Raw genomic sequence first — 17,533 nt, 5'->3', positions numbered from 1 at the left:
GTTTACCATTATACGACAGGCGCTTTCACGTTCAGGACGGGCCGTTTAAATTTACCCTATGAACGATCAGCAAAAACAATTCATCCTTGCTTTTATGGCCTATGCCGCCCAGCGCGGTGTTCCGCTGGAAAAGCTTTGCCGTCTTTCGGGTATCGAGCCGGGCGCGTTAACACCCGGCGGGGCTTTCGAGATTGGCCCCAAACAATTCAACGACCTGTGGTTGAATGCCTGTCACCTGAGTAACGACCCGCTGTTTGGTCTTCATTTGGGCGAATCGCTGCAACTGGCTGCATTGGGAACGGTGGGGGAGATTATCAAAAGCAGCACTACCGTGGGGCAGGGAGTAGAACACGCCGTTGCCCTCACTCCCCTGATCACCGATTTGTTTGGCATGACCGTCGAGCGTGACGCACATGCATTTACGCTTCGCCTGCATCCGGACGAACACCGTCGTGCGGCCTCACCGTTTGCATTTGCCCAAATGGTGAGCTTCTTCCTCGTTTTTGCCGTGCACGAGCTGGATGGGCTCATCCTCGCACGCATACGCCCGTTACGCGTCACGATGCCTTTTACCGATGCCTCCGCCGCGGAACTGGAACGTGTCCTGCGCTGCCCCCCCATACGTTCAGTGGATGAGTATGCAATTGCCTTTGACCATCAATATTGGGATATGCCGATCATCACTGCGAATTATGCTTTGCAGGAAAGCCTTTTGCAGAAAGTCGGCGCCGCGACGTCCGGCCGCTTAGCCAACGACTCGTGGCAGGATAAGGTGCAGCAGTATTTGCTAAAAAATGCCTATCTGGGTATTGTTTCGCTGGAAGAAATGGCAGCCAATTTCAATGTGAGCCCCCGCAGTCTGCAAAGAAAACTGAAAGACGAGAACGTTACCTATCAGGAGCTGGCCGACGACGTGCGCAAATCGCTGGCACTGTACTACCTGGAAAGCGGAGGGTATTATGCGAAGGAAATATCCTATATGCTGGGATACAACGAGCTGAGCGCTTTCTCCCGCGCATTCAAGCGTTGGACCGGAACGACGTTGGCGGGGTATCAGAGGAGTTTTGAATGACTGAATGAGTGAATGACTGAATATTTTTTTTTCAATCATTCAATCATTCAATCATTCAATCATTCAATCATTCAATCATTCAATCATTCTCTCCCCACCCCCCATTCTCTATTAGGCAGCGGGCCCATTTCCAGTTCGAGTGTTCCGCCGTTCACTAGTTCCTCATGCGTGAACATGGGCACATTCAATGCTTTGCCGTTCATTTTGGCACTTTGAATATATTTGTTGACCACGGAGCAGTTCTTGGCAATGACTTTAAATTCCTTCCCGTTCGGTAACTCGATGGTAACCTTTTCGAAAACAGGACTGCCGATGGTATAAACAGGCGCGCCGGGCGTGATCGGGTAGAAGCCCATCGAAGAGAATACCACAAATGCCGTCATACCACCCCCGTCTTCGTCGCCCGGAATCCCGAAAATGTTATCCTTGAACCAGACATCGAGGAGGAAACGAATGCGTTTCTGCGTTTTCCAGGGAGCATCGGTAAAGTTGTACAGGTAAGGAATGTGGAAACTCGGCTCATTACCCATCGAATATTGCCCTACCAGGCCGGTTGCGTCCGGGAATTTGCCCCAGAACTCGTATTTACTACGTCCCAATCCTTCCCGGTAAAGCTGATCGAGGCTGCTTTCGAATTTCTTTTTGCCGCCCATCAGGTCAATGAGCCCATTTATATCGTGTTGCACCTGCCATTTGTAGGTCCAGCCGTTATTCTCATCATAAAAATCGCGGCCGCCCATTCCGCCGTCGAATTTCGGGTCGATGGCAATCCATTTGCCCTGGCTGTCTTTGGGGATGAACATCTGCTTTTCTTCATTCCAAAGATTTTTATAGTTGGTTGCCCGGGCATTGAATTTCTGAAAATCAGCATTTTTGCCGAGATCTTTGGCCAGCTGTCCTACTGCCCAGTCGTCGTAGCTGCCGCCGAGGGTAACCGCCACGGCCTGACGTTTTTCAAAGCTGTCCACCAGTTTCACGGTTTCTTTTTCGCCCGGTGTCAATGCGGGGAAGAAGCCTTTGGAATGGTAGATGTCGTCCAGCTCGCATTTCGGGCCATTTCGCCACGGAAGCATGGTCGCTTGCTCGGCATTCTTTTTCATGCCTTCGTAGGCTTTGGCAATATCGAAGTTTTTAAGGCCTTTGCGGTAGCCATCGAGCAACGTTACCGAGGAATGGAAGCCGTTCATACACGCGTGATCTCCGAAAAGGACCGGAAATGTGGGCATCCAGCCGCTTTGCTCATACATATGTACAAATGATTGCAGCATGTCTTCCTCCTGCGCGGGGTTCAGGATTACACGCAGCGGGTGATGTGCGAGGTAAGTGTCCCAAGTCCAGTCGTCTACATAAAATGGCCGGTTGCTGGTATGGACTTTTTTATCATAACCGCTATAATATTGATTGTCTTCCGTGATATTCACCATTCGCTCGTAGGTGCGGTAGAGCGACGAGTAGAAGCTCCGTTTTTGCGCCTCGGTACCACCTTCCACGCGGATCTGGCCGATTGTTTTTGCCCAAAGTTGCTCACCCACTTTTTTCAGGTCCTCAAATCCCGTGTTTTTCACTTCGGCTTCAAAATTTTTCTTCGCCTGTTCGGCGCTTACAAACGAGATTGCATAGCGAAATTCGATTGCCGAAGCATTGTCGGGGAATGTAACATAGGCTTTGGCCCTTTTTCCCGTTGCGTTATCGTCGGGTACGGCATTTTCGCCATGGAGCGAACCTGTTTTACCCGCTTCGCTGAATGTGCCATAGAGGTAAACGGAAATGTCGTCGTGGTAAACTTCGCGGGCTGCTATTTCCTTTCCATCCGTGAATTTCCAGCTTCCTTCTCCATTGTTGTACTGGTCGAAGAGGATGCTTTTCCGGCCATTCTTTGGAAATTCAAAGCGGTAAATACCGGCTTTTTTGCCGGGGACAAATTCTACTTTTACTTCGTCGTCAATCAGATAAGTAGAGTAATAATAAGGCCTTAACACTTCCAGGTCGTGGTCGTATGCCATTTTGTGCTTCCAGGAGGCGGCAGTGATTGGCTGAATGCTGGGCTGTAATGCAAATGCCTGGCCGAGCCGATGCGAGACGATGATCGCGGGAAAGCTCGAAATCTGGTCGTCGAGGTAATCCTGGCGGACCGGGAACATGCGCATCATCTGGTTGGGGAGCTGCACGGTAGGACGGGTGGGTTCCAGCAGCTGACCTACGTTTCCAATGCGCAGGTCGACATATTGCAGGTTATCTTTTTCGGGACTTTTTTGTGCGGGACTGGTTAAAGAATGCAGGCAAAAAGCAAGTATGAACGAGGAATTAGTCAGTTTTTTAAAGGGTTGGATCATGCTTAATCAAATTTTAATAACGGTTTCGGTGCTTATATTTTGGTTGATTATGGTTTTAAAAAGTATAGATAGTGGTTTGTGCCGGGCTTTCCTGAAAAAACAGGCCTCTGTTGAGCAGGTTATTAAAAACCCTGGTTATTGTTTAACTTTAAATTGATATCGTGCAAGTGTAGTTTTGGGAAACGAACACGAATTAAACGCGCGTTACTTAAGAAAAGCTTAACAATCGATTAACGGAACCCTTAAATGCATTGCCAGAAGAAAACTTTTCGTGGTTTTCTTGCCTACCCGCTCTTATGAAATTCAGGTCTATTCTCTTTTGTTTTTGGTTAATTGTATTGTCGGGCATCGTTTTCGAGTTGAGGGGCCAGTCGTACGGGCTTGGTTTCGAGAGTTTTGAGGCAGTGCAGGACAAGCGGACAGGGCTCGACCTGAGCCCGGAAGGACAGATTTGCCTGGACGACGACTTTGAGCTCAGTTTTGAACTGTCCTTTTTGAGAAATAAAAAGACCTATTTTGGCTACATCGTCCGTGTTATCGGAGACGATCAGCAGAATATCGACCTGATTTACGATAACAGTTCCGTGAACCAGGAACATTTCAAACTCATCATCGGAGAGCAATTTTCCCCCACCGCATTCGATTTTCACGGAGACGACCTTTTTGCCAAATGGAACCGCATTACCCTGCGTTTTCAGAAGCAGAAACAACAGATTACCGTTGCGTACGGAGACCATAGTTTTTCACAGCCCGTAAAATACGCAGCAAAGGGTTGTTACAAGATCCTTTTCGGTGCCAACCAGTATAAGGAGTTTCGTACCACCGACGTGCCGCCGATGAAAATACGGAACGTGGAATTGCGCGAGGGCGGGCGCGTGGCCTATCATTGGCCGCTGAACGAAACGGACGGGGCGAAAGCCGCAGAGGAAGTCAGGCAAAGGGCGGCGGCGGCGGCCCATCCGATATGGATCAAAAAGCTGCATTATGAATGGAAGCTGCTGCAAACCGTTACGCTGAAAGGCTACGTGCGGGTAGGGTTTGACGAGAAAAGCAGTAATGTATTTGTGGTAGGGCAGGATTCGCTTGTCCGGTTCAGTTTGTCGGGCAACCGGATGGTAACCATGCCGTACCGAAGCGGGAAGCAGCCGGTTTACGTGGACAACCAGGTACTGTTTGATACCGGCAGGAACCGTTTGTATAATGTTTTTCTGAACGAAAAACAGGTTACCGCTTTTGATACGGCAACCCGGAGCTGGGACAAGAGCGACATCCCGGCCCAAGCCAAGACCTACTATCTCCACGCCAATAAATTCCTTTCGCCTGCCGATTCTTCGATTTACATGCTGGGAGGTTACGGGCACCTTGCCTATAAAAAGGAAGTACAACGCTACCATCTGCCATCCGGAACGTGGCAGCAAGTGACACTCAGTGATTCCGTTTTCACGCCGCGCTACCTGGCCGCGTTGGGCGCCACGCACGGCGGCGCATACGTAATAGGCGGGTACGGCAGCTCCACGGGCCAGCAAATGCTCAACCCGCGCAATTGGTACGACCTGTTGTATTTCGACCGCGCACAGCGAAAATTCAGGAAAATCTACGAACTGAAAGTGCCGAAAGAGGACTTTGTTTTTGGTAATTCAATGATTATCAACGAGCAGGATAGTTCGTATTATGCATTGATATTTCCAAAGCATCAGTTCAGCTCCGAGTTGCAACTGATCAAAGGTTCGCTTAATCGCCCGGAATTTACGCCAGTGGGCTCAAAGGTGCCATACCAGTTTATCGATATCGAGTCTTTTGCAGATCTTTTTTATGACAAGGCGAATGGCCGCTTTGTGGCGGTGACGCTGTATCGCGACGCGAATTTGCAGACCAGGGTGGCTATTTACTCCCTCTATGCCCCGCCGCTCGACAGCGTAGCCCCGCAAACAGCCTCTGCGGGAGGGTCGGAAAGCCGAAGTTTGTGGATAATCGGTGCGCTTTTCGGGGCCGCATTGCTGGTGTATTGGCTTTATCGTTACATGCCGGGGCAATTGGGCAAGCAGAAAGCTACGAAGGCACCGGTAGTCGGGCCCGTGCCGCAGCCGGAAGTATTACCGGAGGCCGGGCAGCCGGTGGCGGATGAGGAGGTGGCCGAAAAGGCAGCGCCTTACAAAAGCTGCATCCTGCTATTCGGGAATTTACAGCTGTACGATGAGGAGGGAAATGAGATCACGAAGCAGTTCAGTCCGCTGGTGAAGGAGCTGTTTCTGGTGATATTGCTTTATTCTATCCGTTGGGACGGGATTAGCTCCGAGAAATTGAAGGAATTGCTTTGGTTCGACAAGCCGAGCGAAAGCGCGCGGAATAACCGGTCGGTGAACATCGCGAAACTGAAAGCGATCCTGGATAAGATGAAGTATTGCCAGGTATCGAAAGAGACGGGCTACTGGAAGATCAAGATCGATTTCGGGAAGATCGAGGTCGATTATATGCATTACCTTACATTGCTCGGAAACCGTAAGTTGCTTACGAAAGAAAGCATCATTGAACTTGCCAGCATTACCAAGCGGGGCAATTTTCTTTCGAATGTGGAATATGAATGGCTGGACAGCTTCAAGTCCGAAATTTCGAACGAAATCGTCGACGCCTACCTGCGTTATGCGGCCTCCATCAAAATCGCCGATGATCCCGAATTTCTTGTGAAGCTGGCCAACTACGTGTTCTATTTCGATCCCGTGAACGAGGAAGCAATGATCCTCAAATGCAAGGCACTGGCGCATTTAGGTAAGCATTCGCTGGCGAAAACGACGTTTGAAAATTTTGCCAGGGAATATAACCGGATTTACGGGGAGGATTTCAGGAAGGATATGCCGGAGGTGTTGCATTCATAGCGACAGGAAGTTCGTGAATGGTATTTCTGTGTGACCGGTTCAGAGTATTTTTGTGGTAAGTCTCTTATTCGTAACTTATTATGACGGAATCTCTGCTAAATCTTTGCCGTGAAGTGACGGGAATGTCCGGCGATGAGCTGGCTATTGTTGAACGTTATCTGAAAACGGTCAGACTAAAACGGAAGCAATTTCTGATCCGGGAGGGCAGGCAATATGACTTCATCGGTTTTGTGGTGAAGGGCGCCATCCGTCATTTTACCTGGCGGGAGGGCGTGGAAAAAACCTGTAACGTCAACTTCGAAAATCAGTTTTTTACTGATTTTGATAGTTTCTACCGGGGTACACCCACAACGAACAATTCGATTGCGCTGGAAGACTCGGTCGTTTTGATCCTTTCGAAAACGGACCGGGACCTGCTGATGGCAGAGTGTCCTGCCTTCGAGCGCTTTTCCAGGGTGCTCAGCGAGCACGCGGCCCAGGAGGCTTCCGAGCGCGCATCACGACTTAGCTGGGACCGTCCGGAAGATCGCTACCTGCATTTGCTGGAACATCAACCCGATTTTGCCAGGCGCGTTCCGTTGAAATACCTGGCAAACATGTTGGGCGTCAGTGCCGAAAGTTTGAGCCGTATACGAAAACGGCTTGCGCATCCCATGTTTTCTTGACGATCGTCAAGTATTTGCCAGTCATGTCGGAAATACCTTTGTATCATCACAAGGAAGTTCCTGTGGTGTTTACATTTAACTATTCAGCCATACCAATGAAAAATGAAATGACTATTCCGGTAGAGGAGCGGGAACTTCCTCTCCATGAAACTACCCCGCTGTTGAAAACGTGGGTCCGCAATCACATTTATGCCAATGCGTTAGGACTCGCCATTCTGCATCCGTTTCTGGCGCATTATTTTACTGGCCCGCATGATAAGGCCCTGACTACCCCGCAGCTGGTTATGCATAATGTCTCTCTTGTGACTTTTATCATGATACTGGTCGTCTTACAAAACCGGGCGCTTCAAACCCGTTTCTCTATCGGTACATTCAGGGGGCTGGGGTACTTTCTACTGTTTGTACCTGCCGCTTTTTGGCTCGGATATTATACATTGTACATCCCGTTTGATATCATTTTCATGTATACGACGATCGGCCTGATCAATGCCGGTTTGATAGGCTCTTTGTTGCCCAAGCCCCGGCAATGGGCCTGGAAATGCGCTCTGTCTTTTTTGCTGGCCGGGGTTGTCGGCGCCGCATGCGGTATCGCAGCGTATTTCGCGGGACTCAAAGACGCCGGTGGATTCGTGAAGGATTACGGCATGTGGTCGCTGATCAGCATTACCGCGGCAATTACTTATGGTTCGCTGACCAGGCGACTGTTGCAGCAGCAGTTAAATGGGGCAGTTGAAACTAACGTTGCATAAAAACAAAACAGCGACCGCCGAACCGGCAGTCGCTGTTTGAATCACCCTTAACCCTCATAAAAAATATAGTCCTATTTAGTTTTGGTTGTATTTCGTGAAGCTGAGTTCTTGACGGCAGTGGTCAACACCTTTAGCTCATTTATTTCCTTTTTTAATTCCGCGATTTCTGCTGTCTGGTTTTTCAATTCCCGGACTGATTCGATCAGGTGGGGAATAAGGCCCACGTAATTCACCGTTTTAAAGCCCTTCTCGTTTTGTTGGACGAGTTCGGGGAAGTGCTTTTCAACTTCTTGGGCTATCACACCTGTTTGCAGTTCTGTTCCTCTCTTGGGGTCGATCCAGTGATAATGATAACCGCGTAACTGCGTGATGGCATCAATGCTGCCTTTCAATGGAGTAATATCCTGCTTCAATCGCTTGTCGGAACTGAAAACCTGAAGTACCCCAAACGGTGTCGATGCATTTCCGTTTTCGTCAATCCAAAACCGCCATGCGCCATTCAGGTAGAAGCCGATTTGTTTGTCAGTTTTCATCCCCACAAAACCCTCCGGTTTATTTTGAGAATTGTTGAAATAGATTCCGGCAGTGGTGCCGTCGTTCCTTATCCGCATTCGGGATGTTACGTCCAACACAAATTCCGGTAAAACGGCCTTGCTACCGATGCCGATGTTCCCGTTTTTGAGTATCGTCATGGCGTTGCTGCGATTGTTGGCATCCATGCCGTTGCCTATCTGGAAAAGCCGGTCAGTTGGGCTTCCGTTTGGCTGATCGAAAGAATTATTGTATAGCCCGACTGCCATGCTGTGCGGTGCCTTTGCAACGGTATGAAAGCCCAATGACATGCTGTAATCACCCATTGCCGCCGCTGAGTTACCCACAGCAAATGAATGATGATTGTATGCATAACAGGCATTTCCGATGCTGAATGAATATTCTTGTTCGGCAGTCGACAAGTTTCCCAATGCCACAGCGCTATGGTCTGAGGCAACCGGGCCGTTACCAACAGCAATCGAGGCATATCCACTCGCTTCTGCGTTCAATCCTGCCGCAAATGAACCCGATCCTATATTATTGTCCTCCCAGCCGCCATTGGTAAGCCCTACACGGAAGGCTGCTTTCTTGGGATGCCAGATCAACCGGGCGCCATTTCCTACCGTAGGAAGATCTGCGCTTGCTTGCATTTGATCTTTTTGGAGGATTGGAAAGTTCTCCCGCAATTTTCCGGACTCGTTCGCATAGAGGGCGTAGGGAACACTTAGAAGCTGCATCATTCCAATAAAATGAAACTTGCCCGTGTTCTTAACGTCAACTTCTGCTTTGAGAAAGAAGATATCGTACGGCCATTCAACCAGGGACAGGTCACTACCGCCAGAGCCGACGACCACCGTGAACATGCCATTTGAATCAGTTTGCGCGGGATGGATTTCTTCAAAAACTACCGGTCCGAGAACCTGACTCTGTATAATGCTGATTTTAACCGTAATGGAAGCATTCTGGACCGGCTGAGCCATATCATCAACGGCCACTCCCTGGAAGGTGAATTTGTAAGGAGCCTGGGCGAGCACAGTCTGGAAGGTTAATGCCAGGCAAAAAAGAAAATGCAGGAGAATTCTTCGTTTCATAATTGAGGTTGGATTAGCGATTATCGTAAACTGTTCCGAAAATCGCCGGGCGTGTGTGCCAAATACAAAAGCGTTTAGTGGCAGGTATCCGTGGGATTTTAAATGGTCAAACAAAACAGAGACCACCAACATGGCGGCCTCTGTACAAACCCCAGTTAACCCTCAGTGAAAAATCAGCTTTGTTGTTTTGCTTCCTACCGGGGTGTCGATTTGAAGCATGAATGAGCCGGGATGCGGTAATGTGATCATATATTTTGTACCGGGATTGTCGAATTGGCCGAGCTTGTTACCTAACTGATCAAACAGTGTCAGATTTTGTGTGCGCTCTGGCATTTGCACCTGCACCTTGTTCTCGCGTGACGGATTAGGATAAACGTAGAACCTGTCGAGGCTTTCTTTTTCCGGAATGATGCAAATGATTTTGCTATAAGTATAGGAGTCATCGAGATCGACTTGTCTTAACCGGTAATAGCTTGTGGTAACAAACTCCTGATCCACGTAATTGTAATTTTTCTCCGTTTTGGAATCAACGGCCCCATCTACCCAACCCAGCAGTTCCCAGTTTTTACCATCCTGCGATTTCTGTATTTCGAACCCGAGGTTGTTCGTTTCCTCGGCCGTTATCCAATGCAACTCGGCAAGGCCGGCAGCATTCACTTTTCCCTCGAAGCGGATGAGCTTCACCGGAAGCACCGATAAATCTGAAAATGTGTTGAGGCTGCCTAATACCCAACTGACGCTCACGCCATTGGCCGACCCGGAGCCAGTGGCGGCGTAAAGTGCCCCGGGTGAAATTTGCTGTGCCCGCGTATGATATGCGCATAGGATGATAGCGACGATGGTTAGAAGTCTTTTCATTTGCTGGTTGGGGTTGAGGTGGCTGCCTTCCCGGCTAATAACTCTTTGACGCTGGCTTCCAAAGCGCTAAGCTTTTTGTTCATTTCCTGAACCGAAGCCAGTTCCTTTTTCAGGGTAGCGATTTCTTCTGTTTTTTTGTCGAGTTCTTTGACTGCTTCGATGAGATGGGGGATGAGGCCGATGTAGTTGACGGCTTTGAAGCCGTCTTTATCAGTGGCAACGAGCTCAGGGAAGTAGGTTTCAACTTCCTGAGCGATCAACCCAGTTTGCTTATCTTGGCTACGGCGAGGATCTAGCCATTTGTAGTTATAACCTCTCAGTTTATTAAGCTTCGGTAAACTTTGGTAAGGAAATGGAGCGATATTGGTTTTAAGTCTCTTATCTGAAGCTTGAAGCGCCGCTCCGTGAAAGTATGCCCCGGTGTTATCAACCCAAAATTGCCATAAATCGCTGCAATAGAAGCCGATCTGATTATCTGTTTTCATCCCAACAAAGCCCTCTATTTGATTTTGGGAGTTATTAAAATGAATACCTGCTGTTGCGCCGTTATGACGAATTCTTGGTCTGCCTCCAAAGTCCATAATGTATTCTGGAACCAATGCATTGTCTCCGATTCCGATATTGCCATTTCGGAGAACAGTGATTGCGTTGGATCTGTCGGCGCTGGTACCATATCCTAGTTGAAAAACTCTATCCGTTGCCGCCGCCTGCGCCCCAGGGAAATCTCCCGAATTATTGTAAGTACCAATGGAAATGCCGTCGACTGCTTTGGCTAGCACTCCGTCGCCGATCGCAAAAGATCTAAGCCCGGCGGCAGTGGAGTTTCCGAAGGATGTGGAATTGTCGCCGGTTGCTTCCGAGCCATTCCCGAAAGCCAGCGCATTTGCTGCTTTTGCTTGTGAATTGTAACCTATTGCTACCGAGGTAATTCCTGAGGCAATAGCTGTGCTTCCGATGGATACAGCATCATTTGCAGACGAGACACTATTGTGACCAAAAGAAATGGAATTTTCTGCGGATGCGGTGGTGGTATGCCCTAGCGCGAAAGCACCGCTACTTGACGCCTTTGAGCCATTTCCAGCAGCAAAGGATGCTTGGCCTGTGGCTTCTGACGCTATGCCGAAACTTGCAGATTGGTTTCCTGATGCCACAGTACCTGACCCGGTGGCAAAGGATGCATTTCCCATGTTAGTACTATTCCAGTTACCGTTTTGTTCACCTACTCTGAAAGCTGCCTTTTTGGGATACCATATAAGTTTATTTCCATTTGTGACATCAGGCAAAAGAGGACTGTTATCGCTTCCTGATTGAATTACTGCTTCGTCATCTATCCACTTCTTTGATACTAGTGAAGTGTCTGAAGTTATCGAAGTTTGGGCGCTATTGGATTTAGTTGCAAACAATGAATAAGGAACGCTGAGTAATTGCGTTGTGCCAAGGTCCACTACGTCAGAGAGTCCGTCGAAGTAAATTTTAGTTCTTAGAAAGTATGCATCTTTTCCCCAGTCTATGTTTGGCATAGCACTTACTGATCCAATAGCGATGTTAAAAATTCCATTTCCGTTTGTTGTTGTTGTGTGATTCTCGGAGAATACTTCGTTACCGTTAGGGCTACCTTTGAAAATTGTGAACCCCAGTTGTATGCTTTTACTCGCCAATATCTTCCCAGTCGCATCCCTTGCTACTCCTTGAAAACTAAACTGCTGCGGCGCCTGCGCGTTAGAGGACTGGGACTGGAGCAACAGCAGCAGGCTAACCGACAGCAGCATGACGAGTATGACTTTGGGTCTACGAGGAAATGCTTTCCAATTTCTTGAACTCAATGACATCGGGGCAGTGGCGGTTTTGAAATAGCCCGGTAAATGAGCGGCTAATTTTTTCATGTGTGTAAAATGTTTTGTGTGATTCCTTTAATACCGATGGGAATATCGTTGGGTTTTCGGCAAAACGCTGCGTGCGATGAATGATCGGCTTCCGATTAAATAGCCTGCGGTGAAAATCCGGTTTATGTAAAGGAATTAATGCTTAGCAGAACATGCAAGAAAAGTCGATTGCTCATCGCCTTCGGCCGGGTGGTAAATAGATTTCAGTGTGTTGCCGGGGATGTCGAAAATTTGGCGAAAGGACATATACGTCCGGCCAAAATTTTAAACCCACCCTTATGACACAGCGCGTGAAATCACCCGTCTGGGCTTTTGTACTCCTGCTTATTTGTCTGATTTTACGATTCTGTGATTCCTGGTTGTTCGGAGAAGAAAATGCGAAGAAAAATTTTCCTCAGGATCAGCGTTTCCGGCCTTCCTATTACCGAAGGACGGTAACAAATCAGACCGGTAACCGTTTGAAGAAGACTATCAAGGGGCCTGATTCGCTGAGAAGGGCATCCTACTTTTTCCGGTAAGCGGCAATCTTTGCATACAGCTCCGCCGGCGAGAACGGCTTGCTGATGTAGTCATTCATCCCCACTGTGAAAGCAATATCCTTAATATCCATCATGGCCGAGGCGGTCAATGCGATGATGGGCAGGCGCTGGTACTTCTCGTCGGGTAACTGGCGGATGTGGCGGGTGGCCTCGTAACCGTCCATTTCCGGCATTTGAAGATCCATGAGCACAAGGTCGTAATCGTTGGCCTTTACTTTTTCGAGTGCAACCAAGCCGTTTTCGGCGAGGTCGTATTGCACGTCCCATTGCCGCATAAAGTTCTTCATCAGCAGGACATTGATATTGTTGTCCTCCACGATAAGCAACCTCATACCATTCAGATTGAAATGGTTGGCCGGCGCGCCGTTGGATTGCTCCGTCAGGTGTTTTCCTGCGATTGGAAACAACAAGCTGAAATAGAATGCCGATCCATTGCCTGATTCGCTTTCGACGTGAATTTGGCTGTTTTGCAATTCCAGGAGCCGTTTGGTGATCGTCAGGCCCAGGCCCGAGCCGCCGTATTTGCGCGTGGTGTCGGAAGTAGCCTGGGTGAAGCTTTCGAAGATGTTTTCGAGTTTTTCGGGCGGTATTCCGATGCCGGTGTCTTCCACGCGGAAGTCGATGGTAACCCGGTCGGCTTGTCGCTCCGCAACGGCCGCAGAAATGGTCACTTTACCACTCTCGGTGAATTTTACCGCGTTGCTGACAAGGTTGGTCAGGATCTGTCCCAACCGTGTCGGGTCGCCAACCACGGTGATATTGACATCGCTGCCGACTTTCAGTTTCAGCATGATACCTTTTTCGTTGGCCTTTTGCAGGATGCCCGACCGGATGTTTTCCAGCAGTGAAAGCACGTTGAAATCCAATTCCTCGAATTCGATCTTTCCGGCCTCTATCTTGCTGAAATCGAGGATGTCGTTGATCAGTACCAGCAGGTTTTCAGCCGAGAATTTCAGGATATTGAGATACTCCATTTGCTCCGGCTTCGGGTTCTGTTGCAGCAGCAAATGCGTGAACCCGATTACTGCGTTCATAGGTGTCCGTATCTCGTGGCTCATTGTGGAAAGGAACTGCGATTTGGCGATTCCCGCCATTTCGGCCTGCTCCTTGGCTTTGATCAATTCCTGTTCCGTTTTCTTTTGCTCGTCGATATCCATAATTGCGCCGTAGAGCTTCGTTACCCTGCCGGTTGCGTCCGTAAACGGTTTTCCGATGGCGTGGATGAATTTCACCCGGCCGTTGGGCAGGATAATGCGGAGGTCGAAGCTCGCCGGCGCCAGGTGGTTGATCGCATCGCGGATATGCGACTTGTACAGCGGCATATCGTCGGGGTGGATCATGTTAGAGAACAGCTCGGTTTCGGGACCGGTGCTGCCCGGTTCGAGGCCAAAAATGCGGAATGCTTCATCCGACCAGTAGTTCTGGCCGGTGATAAGATCGGCCTCCCAGCTTCCGCTATGGGTGAGCTGCTGGGATTCGGCCAGCATGGCTTCGTTGCGGCGGATCAGCTCTTCGGCGCGTTTCCGGTGGGTAATGTCGTGCCACACCACCAGGAGTACCTTCTTGTTGCTGATCAACACCGGATTGAGGGTCACTTCCACCGGAAATTCTTCGCCGTCCATGCGCCGGTGGATCCATTCGAAGCGGTTGTATCCGTTTTCATAGGCCAGCCGGTCCATTTCCACCGATTTTTCGGAGGAGCGCCGGCCATCGGGCTGGAATTCGGGGGAAAATTTGGCTGGGTGGATCGAGAGCAGTTCGCTTTTGTTTTTGCAGCGCAGCATTTTGACCGCCGCCTCGTTGCAATCCATGATCCCGTTTTCATCCAATAGTAAATGAGCGTCGGTAGAATACTGAAATATGACGCTCAGCTTTTCTTCGACGATCTTTCGCTGGGTAAGGTCCTGCAAAACACCATCGAGCTTACCCGGCAGCTCCTGTTGCATGATGTCGTCGTGAATATCGGTCACCGAGCCCACCATTCTTTCGGGTTTGCCGTTTTCAAACCGTACTGTGCCCCGGCATTCGAAATAGCGGTAGCCGTTATGTTTCGTTTTGAGCCGTACGTGTACCTCGTAGGGAACGTTGTTTTCAAACTGTTCGCGGATCGCGTCGGCTACGATCTGTTTGTCGTCGGGATGGACGAGTATTTCTGTAAACTCCTTATAGCCAGTAGGTAATTCTCCCGGCTGGTAGCCGAGTAATTCAAAAAAGCGGTCCGACCAGACCTGTTTGTCCGTTGCAAAAACCCAGTCCCATATCCCTGCATTGATACCGGCAATAACCATGTCGAGCGATTCAGGGGAGAACTTGGACTGCATAATGGATGTATAGAATTAATTCGTATAAAATTAAGACAATTTCCGAATCTCAAAACTCTTAAAACAACTTTGCCTACTCTTTTCCAAAATCCTTTACGCCGAAAACTTTTTAAGCGGTAAGATTGCATATGTTGGTATTCTGCCGTTGCCCGTGTAAATTGGTGGGCATTGAAATGGCGAAACCCTGTATATGAACGCAGAAACGGATGCGTTGAGAAAACGCATTGAAGAACTTGAAGCGGAATTGGACAAGGCCCGGCTGGGTCACACCGGCGGAGGCGATGCACTCGCATATATACAGGAAATGGAAGGGCGCTTTCGCGCGATTGCGGATACGGCCCCGGTGCTGATCTGGCTTTCCGGTCCCGACAAGCTTTGCTACTTCTTTAATAAGGGCTGGCTCGATTTTACAGGCCGCAGTATGGAGCAGGAGCTCGGGAACGGCTGGGCAGAGGGGGTCCACCCCGACGATCTGGAAAGATGCCTTGCAATCTACATTTCACATTTCGACGCACGCAAGGAGTTTAGTATGGACTACCGCCTGCGACGGCATGACGGCCAATACCGGTGGATTTCCGACAAAGGCGTGCCCCGTTACACCTCCACCGGGACTTTTATCGGGTACGTGGGTGGCTGTATGGATATTCATAACCAGATCATGTTTTCCGAGCAGATGGAAATGCAGGTCGAGGAACGGACCCGTCAGCTGAAACACTCGGAGCAATTTCTGCAATCGATCCTGAACACGGCCGGAAACAGCATCGCCTCGTACCAGCCCATCCGCAACCCGGCGGGCAGGATCATGGATTTTCGCATTGTTTACTCCAATGAGGAAACATGGGCGCAAGGTACGACCGACGATGGAAGCATCGCGGGAAAAACATGCCGCGAGGTGTATCCGGGCATTTTCCGGAATGGTGTATTTGAAAAATTGGTGAAATGTCTGGAAACAGGGCGACCGGATACTTACCAGATCGACGTGAGACGGGGTGGCGATATCGTCTGGTACGAGGCCTCGGTTGAAAAACTCAACGATAGCCTGACGGTAACCACGAGGAATATATCCGAAGAGCTCAAATCAGACCTGCAACTCAAAGATCTGAACCGGCAGCTCGCGATACAAAATTCGATTTTCAAGCATTCGGAAGAGAACGCCAACATCGGCAGCTACGCCTGGAACGTGGCGACGAACGAGCTCGAATGTTCCGATAATTTATACAGGCTCATTGGTTACCAGCCTCAGGAGTTTATTCCTTCCTTCGAACAGTTTCTGTCATTTCTCCATCCCGAGGACCGCCATCAGGCAATCCGGGACGGCATTCGCGCGTATGAAACCAAGGTAATCGTGCAGAATACCTACCGCGTGATTGCCAAAAATGGCGACGTCAGGCATTTCAGGCTGAGCGGTAATTTCATCCGGGAAGGGGAGAACCATCTCATGATCGGCGCATTGCAGGACGTGACCAAGGACAGCGAGCTCAGCGATGCACTGCATAAAAAGAATATGGAGCTCCGCCGGAACAACGAGGAACTGGCGTCGTTCAGCTATGTGGCTTCTCATGATTTACAGGAGCCGCTGCGCAAGATCCGCGCATTCAGCAGCAGGATCATGGAAAAGGAGTCCCAGCATTTTTCGGAAAGCACGAGGGATTACTTTGGACGCATTATCGCGGCGTCGGTGCGGATGCAAAAGCTGATCGAGGCGCTGCTAAGCTACTCCGGAACGAGTGGTGTCAATTTCAAATTCGTGGAAACCGACCTCAACAGCATCATGGACGAGGTTAAAAGCGACCTGGAAGAACTGATTACCGAAAAGGATGCGGTAGTAGAAGTACGCCGGTTACCGGTTTTGCCGGTCATCCCGGTCCAGTTTCACCAACTTTTACAGAATCTCATCGGCAATGGTATCAAATACAGCAGCCCGGACCGCCGGCCTGTCGTGCGGGTAGGTTATGATATCGTGGAGGACAGGGACGGGCAGGGGACTTTCTGCCGGATTAGCGTTACCGACAATGGCATTGGGTTTGATCAGCGTTATGAGAACCGGATATTCGACCTTTTCCAGCGATTGCATGGCAGGAACGAGTACGAGGGTACGGGTATCGGTCTCGCTATCTGCAAGAAAATAGCCCAGAACCACCACGGTTACATCACCGCCGAAGGTACGCCCGGCGTGGGTTCTGTCTTTCACGTGTATATCCCGACAAACGTTGTGCAGCAGGAATAAGTGGATGAAAGTTGGATATGTCGGCGTTTGAATTGTAAAAATCTGATAATCTGATGCCAAATCCCCCTTCCTCTAAAGTTTCTCTTTCAAAACCTTGCGTTTTAATTTTCAATAAGTTTACTTTGTCTATCATATTTATAGACTATATAAAATGAGTTTGCCCGATTAACCACCAGTCCGGCAAAAACATTTGTCCAAAATTCGTATCGTACCTATGAAAGCGAAAGATGTACTTCTTATCCAATCTTCGGAGCTATCTGTGCCTGGAAGGCCGGCCGCCGAGCGGATGGTGGTTTCTGATTGTCCCCGTTTCACAGCCCCGTGCTGTTCCTGTTGTTGACTCCCTGACGATTTTCTGAATATTCGATAATCCGCTGATCGGCATATGAGG

10 protein-coding genes are annotated in these 17,533 nt (G+C 49.4%); 5 read left to right on the top strand and 5 right to left on the bottom strand.

The genetic code is table 11. The features are described 5' to 3' along the window. Positions 1-58: 58 nt before the first annotated feature. Positions 59-1,072 carry an AraC family transcriptional regulator gene (locus J7619_RS04870; protein ID WP_291194869.1) on the top strand — a complete coding sequence of 338 codons (1,014 nt, stop codon included), beginning with the start codon at positions 59-61 and terminating at the stop codon, positions 1,070-1,072. Between the two features lie 83 nt (positions 1,073-1,155). On the opposite strand, the gene J7619_RS04865 is transcribed toward J7619_RS04870, so the two are convergent. Next, on the bottom strand, positions 1,156-3,405 hold the full coding sequence (locus tag J7619_RS04865) for a GH92 family glycosyl hydrolase (protein ID WP_291194866.1): 2,250 nt from the start codon (positions 3,403-3,405) through the stop codon (positions 1,156-1,158). Positions 3,406-3,701: 296 nt separating this feature from the next. Here J7619_RS04865 and J7619_RS04860 point away from each other — a divergent pair, with 296 nt between their 5' ends. The 3 genes from J7619_RS04860 to J7619_RS04850 all read left to right on the top strand — a co-directional run bounded on the left by J7619_RS04860 (position 3,702) and on the right by J7619_RS04850 (position 7,692). Next, complete coding sequence (locus J7619_RS04860; RefSeq protein WP_291194863.1) at positions 3,702-6,278, top strand: galactose oxidase; 2,577 nt, start codon at positions 3,702-3,704, stop codon at positions 6,276-6,278. A gap of 80 nt (positions 6,279-6,358) precedes the next feature. After that, positions 6,359-6,943, top strand: a complete 585-nt coding sequence (locus J7619_RS04855; protein ID WP_291194860.1) for a Crp/Fnr family transcriptional regulator — start codon at positions 6,359-6,361, stop codon at positions 6,941-6,943. Positions 6,944-7,038: 95 nt separating this feature from the next. Continuing rightward, entirely contained in the window at positions 7,039-7,692 is a 654-nt protein-coding gene (locus tag J7619_RS04850) for a hypothetical protein (protein WP_291194856.1), read from the top strand. Between the two features lie 71 nt (positions 7,693-7,763). On the opposite strand, the gene J7619_RS04845 is transcribed toward J7619_RS04850, so the two are convergent. From J7619_RS04845 to J7619_RS04830, 4 genes are all read right to left on the bottom strand, one after another. Then, positions 7,764-9,314 (bottom strand): tail fiber domain-containing protein, encoded by a 1,551-nt coding sequence (locus J7619_RS04845; protein WP_291194853.1) that lies wholly within the window; start codon positions 9,312-9,314, stop codon positions 7,764-7,766. 162 nt (positions 9,315-9,476) lie between these two features. After that, positions 9,477-10,172, bottom strand: coding sequence for a T9SS type A sorting domain-containing protein (locus tag J7619_RS04840; RefSeq protein ID WP_291194850.1), 696 nt, complete (start codon positions 10,170-10,172; stop codon positions 9,477-9,479). After that, positions 10,169-12,055: a tail fiber domain-containing protein gene (locus J7619_RS04835; RefSeq protein ID WP_291194847.1), complete on the bottom strand. Its 1,887-nt coding sequence runs from the start codon at positions 12,053-12,055 to the stop codon at positions 10,169-10,171. Before J7619_RS04835 ends, J7619_RS04840 begins: the two co-directional genes overlap by 4 nt. A gap of 502 nt (positions 12,056-12,557) precedes the next feature. After that, positions 12,558-14,915 (bottom strand): PAS domain-containing protein, encoded by a 2,358-nt coding sequence (locus J7619_RS04830; RefSeq protein ID WP_291194844.1) that lies wholly within the window; start codon positions 14,913-14,915, stop codon positions 12,558-12,560. Between the two features lie 190 nt (positions 14,916-15,105). Between J7619_RS04830 and J7619_RS04825 the strand changes: the two genes are divergently transcribed. Next, a complete protein-coding gene (locus J7619_RS04825; protein ID WP_291194841.1) occupies positions 15,106-17,142 on the top strand; it encodes a PAS domain-containing protein in 2,037 nt (678 codons plus the stop codon). Positions 17,143-17,533: the final 391 nt, after the last annotated feature.

The sequence above is a fragment of the Dyadobacter sp. genome (assembly GCF_017744695.1).
GTDB lineage: Bacteria > Bacteroidota > Bacteroidia > Cytophagales > Spirosomataceae > Dyadobacter.
This window is presented reverse-complemented; position numbering and strand designations above follow the sequence as displayed.

Bases quoted from the DNA above. Each gene is read 5' to 3' on its own strand.
- J7619_RS04870 (WP_291194869.1), top strand. From the start codon at position 59: ATGAACGATCAGCAAAAACAATTCATCCTTGCTTTTATGGCCTATGCC.
- J7619_RS04865 (WP_291194866.1), bottom strand. From the start codon at position 3,405: ATGATCCAACCCTTTAAAAAACTGACTAATTCCTCGTTCATACTTGCT.
- J7619_RS04860 (WP_291194863.1), top strand. From the start codon at position 3,702: ATGAAATTCAGGTCTATTCTCTTTTGTTTTTGGTTAATTGTATTGTCG.
- J7619_RS04855 (WP_291194860.1), top strand. From the start codon at position 6,359: ATGACGGAATCTCTGCTAAATCTTTGCCGTGAAGTGACGGGAATGTCC.
- J7619_RS04850 (WP_291194856.1), top strand. From the start codon at position 7,039: ATGAAAAATGAAATGACTATTCCGGTAGAGGAGCGGGAACTTCCTCTC.
- J7619_RS04845 (WP_291194853.1), bottom strand. From the start codon at position 9,314: ATGAAACGAAGAATTCTCCTGCATTTTCTTTTTTGCCTGGCATTAACC.
- J7619_RS04840 (WP_291194850.1), bottom strand. From the start codon at position 10,172: ATGAAAAGACTTCTAACCATCGTCGCTATCATCCTATGCGCATATCAT.
- J7619_RS04835 (WP_291194847.1), bottom strand. From the start codon at position 12,055: ATGAAAAAATTAGCCGCTCATTTACCGGGCTATTTCAAAACCGCCACT.
- J7619_RS04830 (WP_291194844.1), bottom strand. From the start codon at position 14,915: ATGCAGTCCAAGTTCTCCCCTGAATCGCTCGACATGGTTATTGCCGGT.
- J7619_RS04825 (WP_291194841.1), top strand. From the start codon at position 15,106: ATGAACGCAGAAACGGATGCGTTGAGAAAACGCATTGAAGAACTTGAA.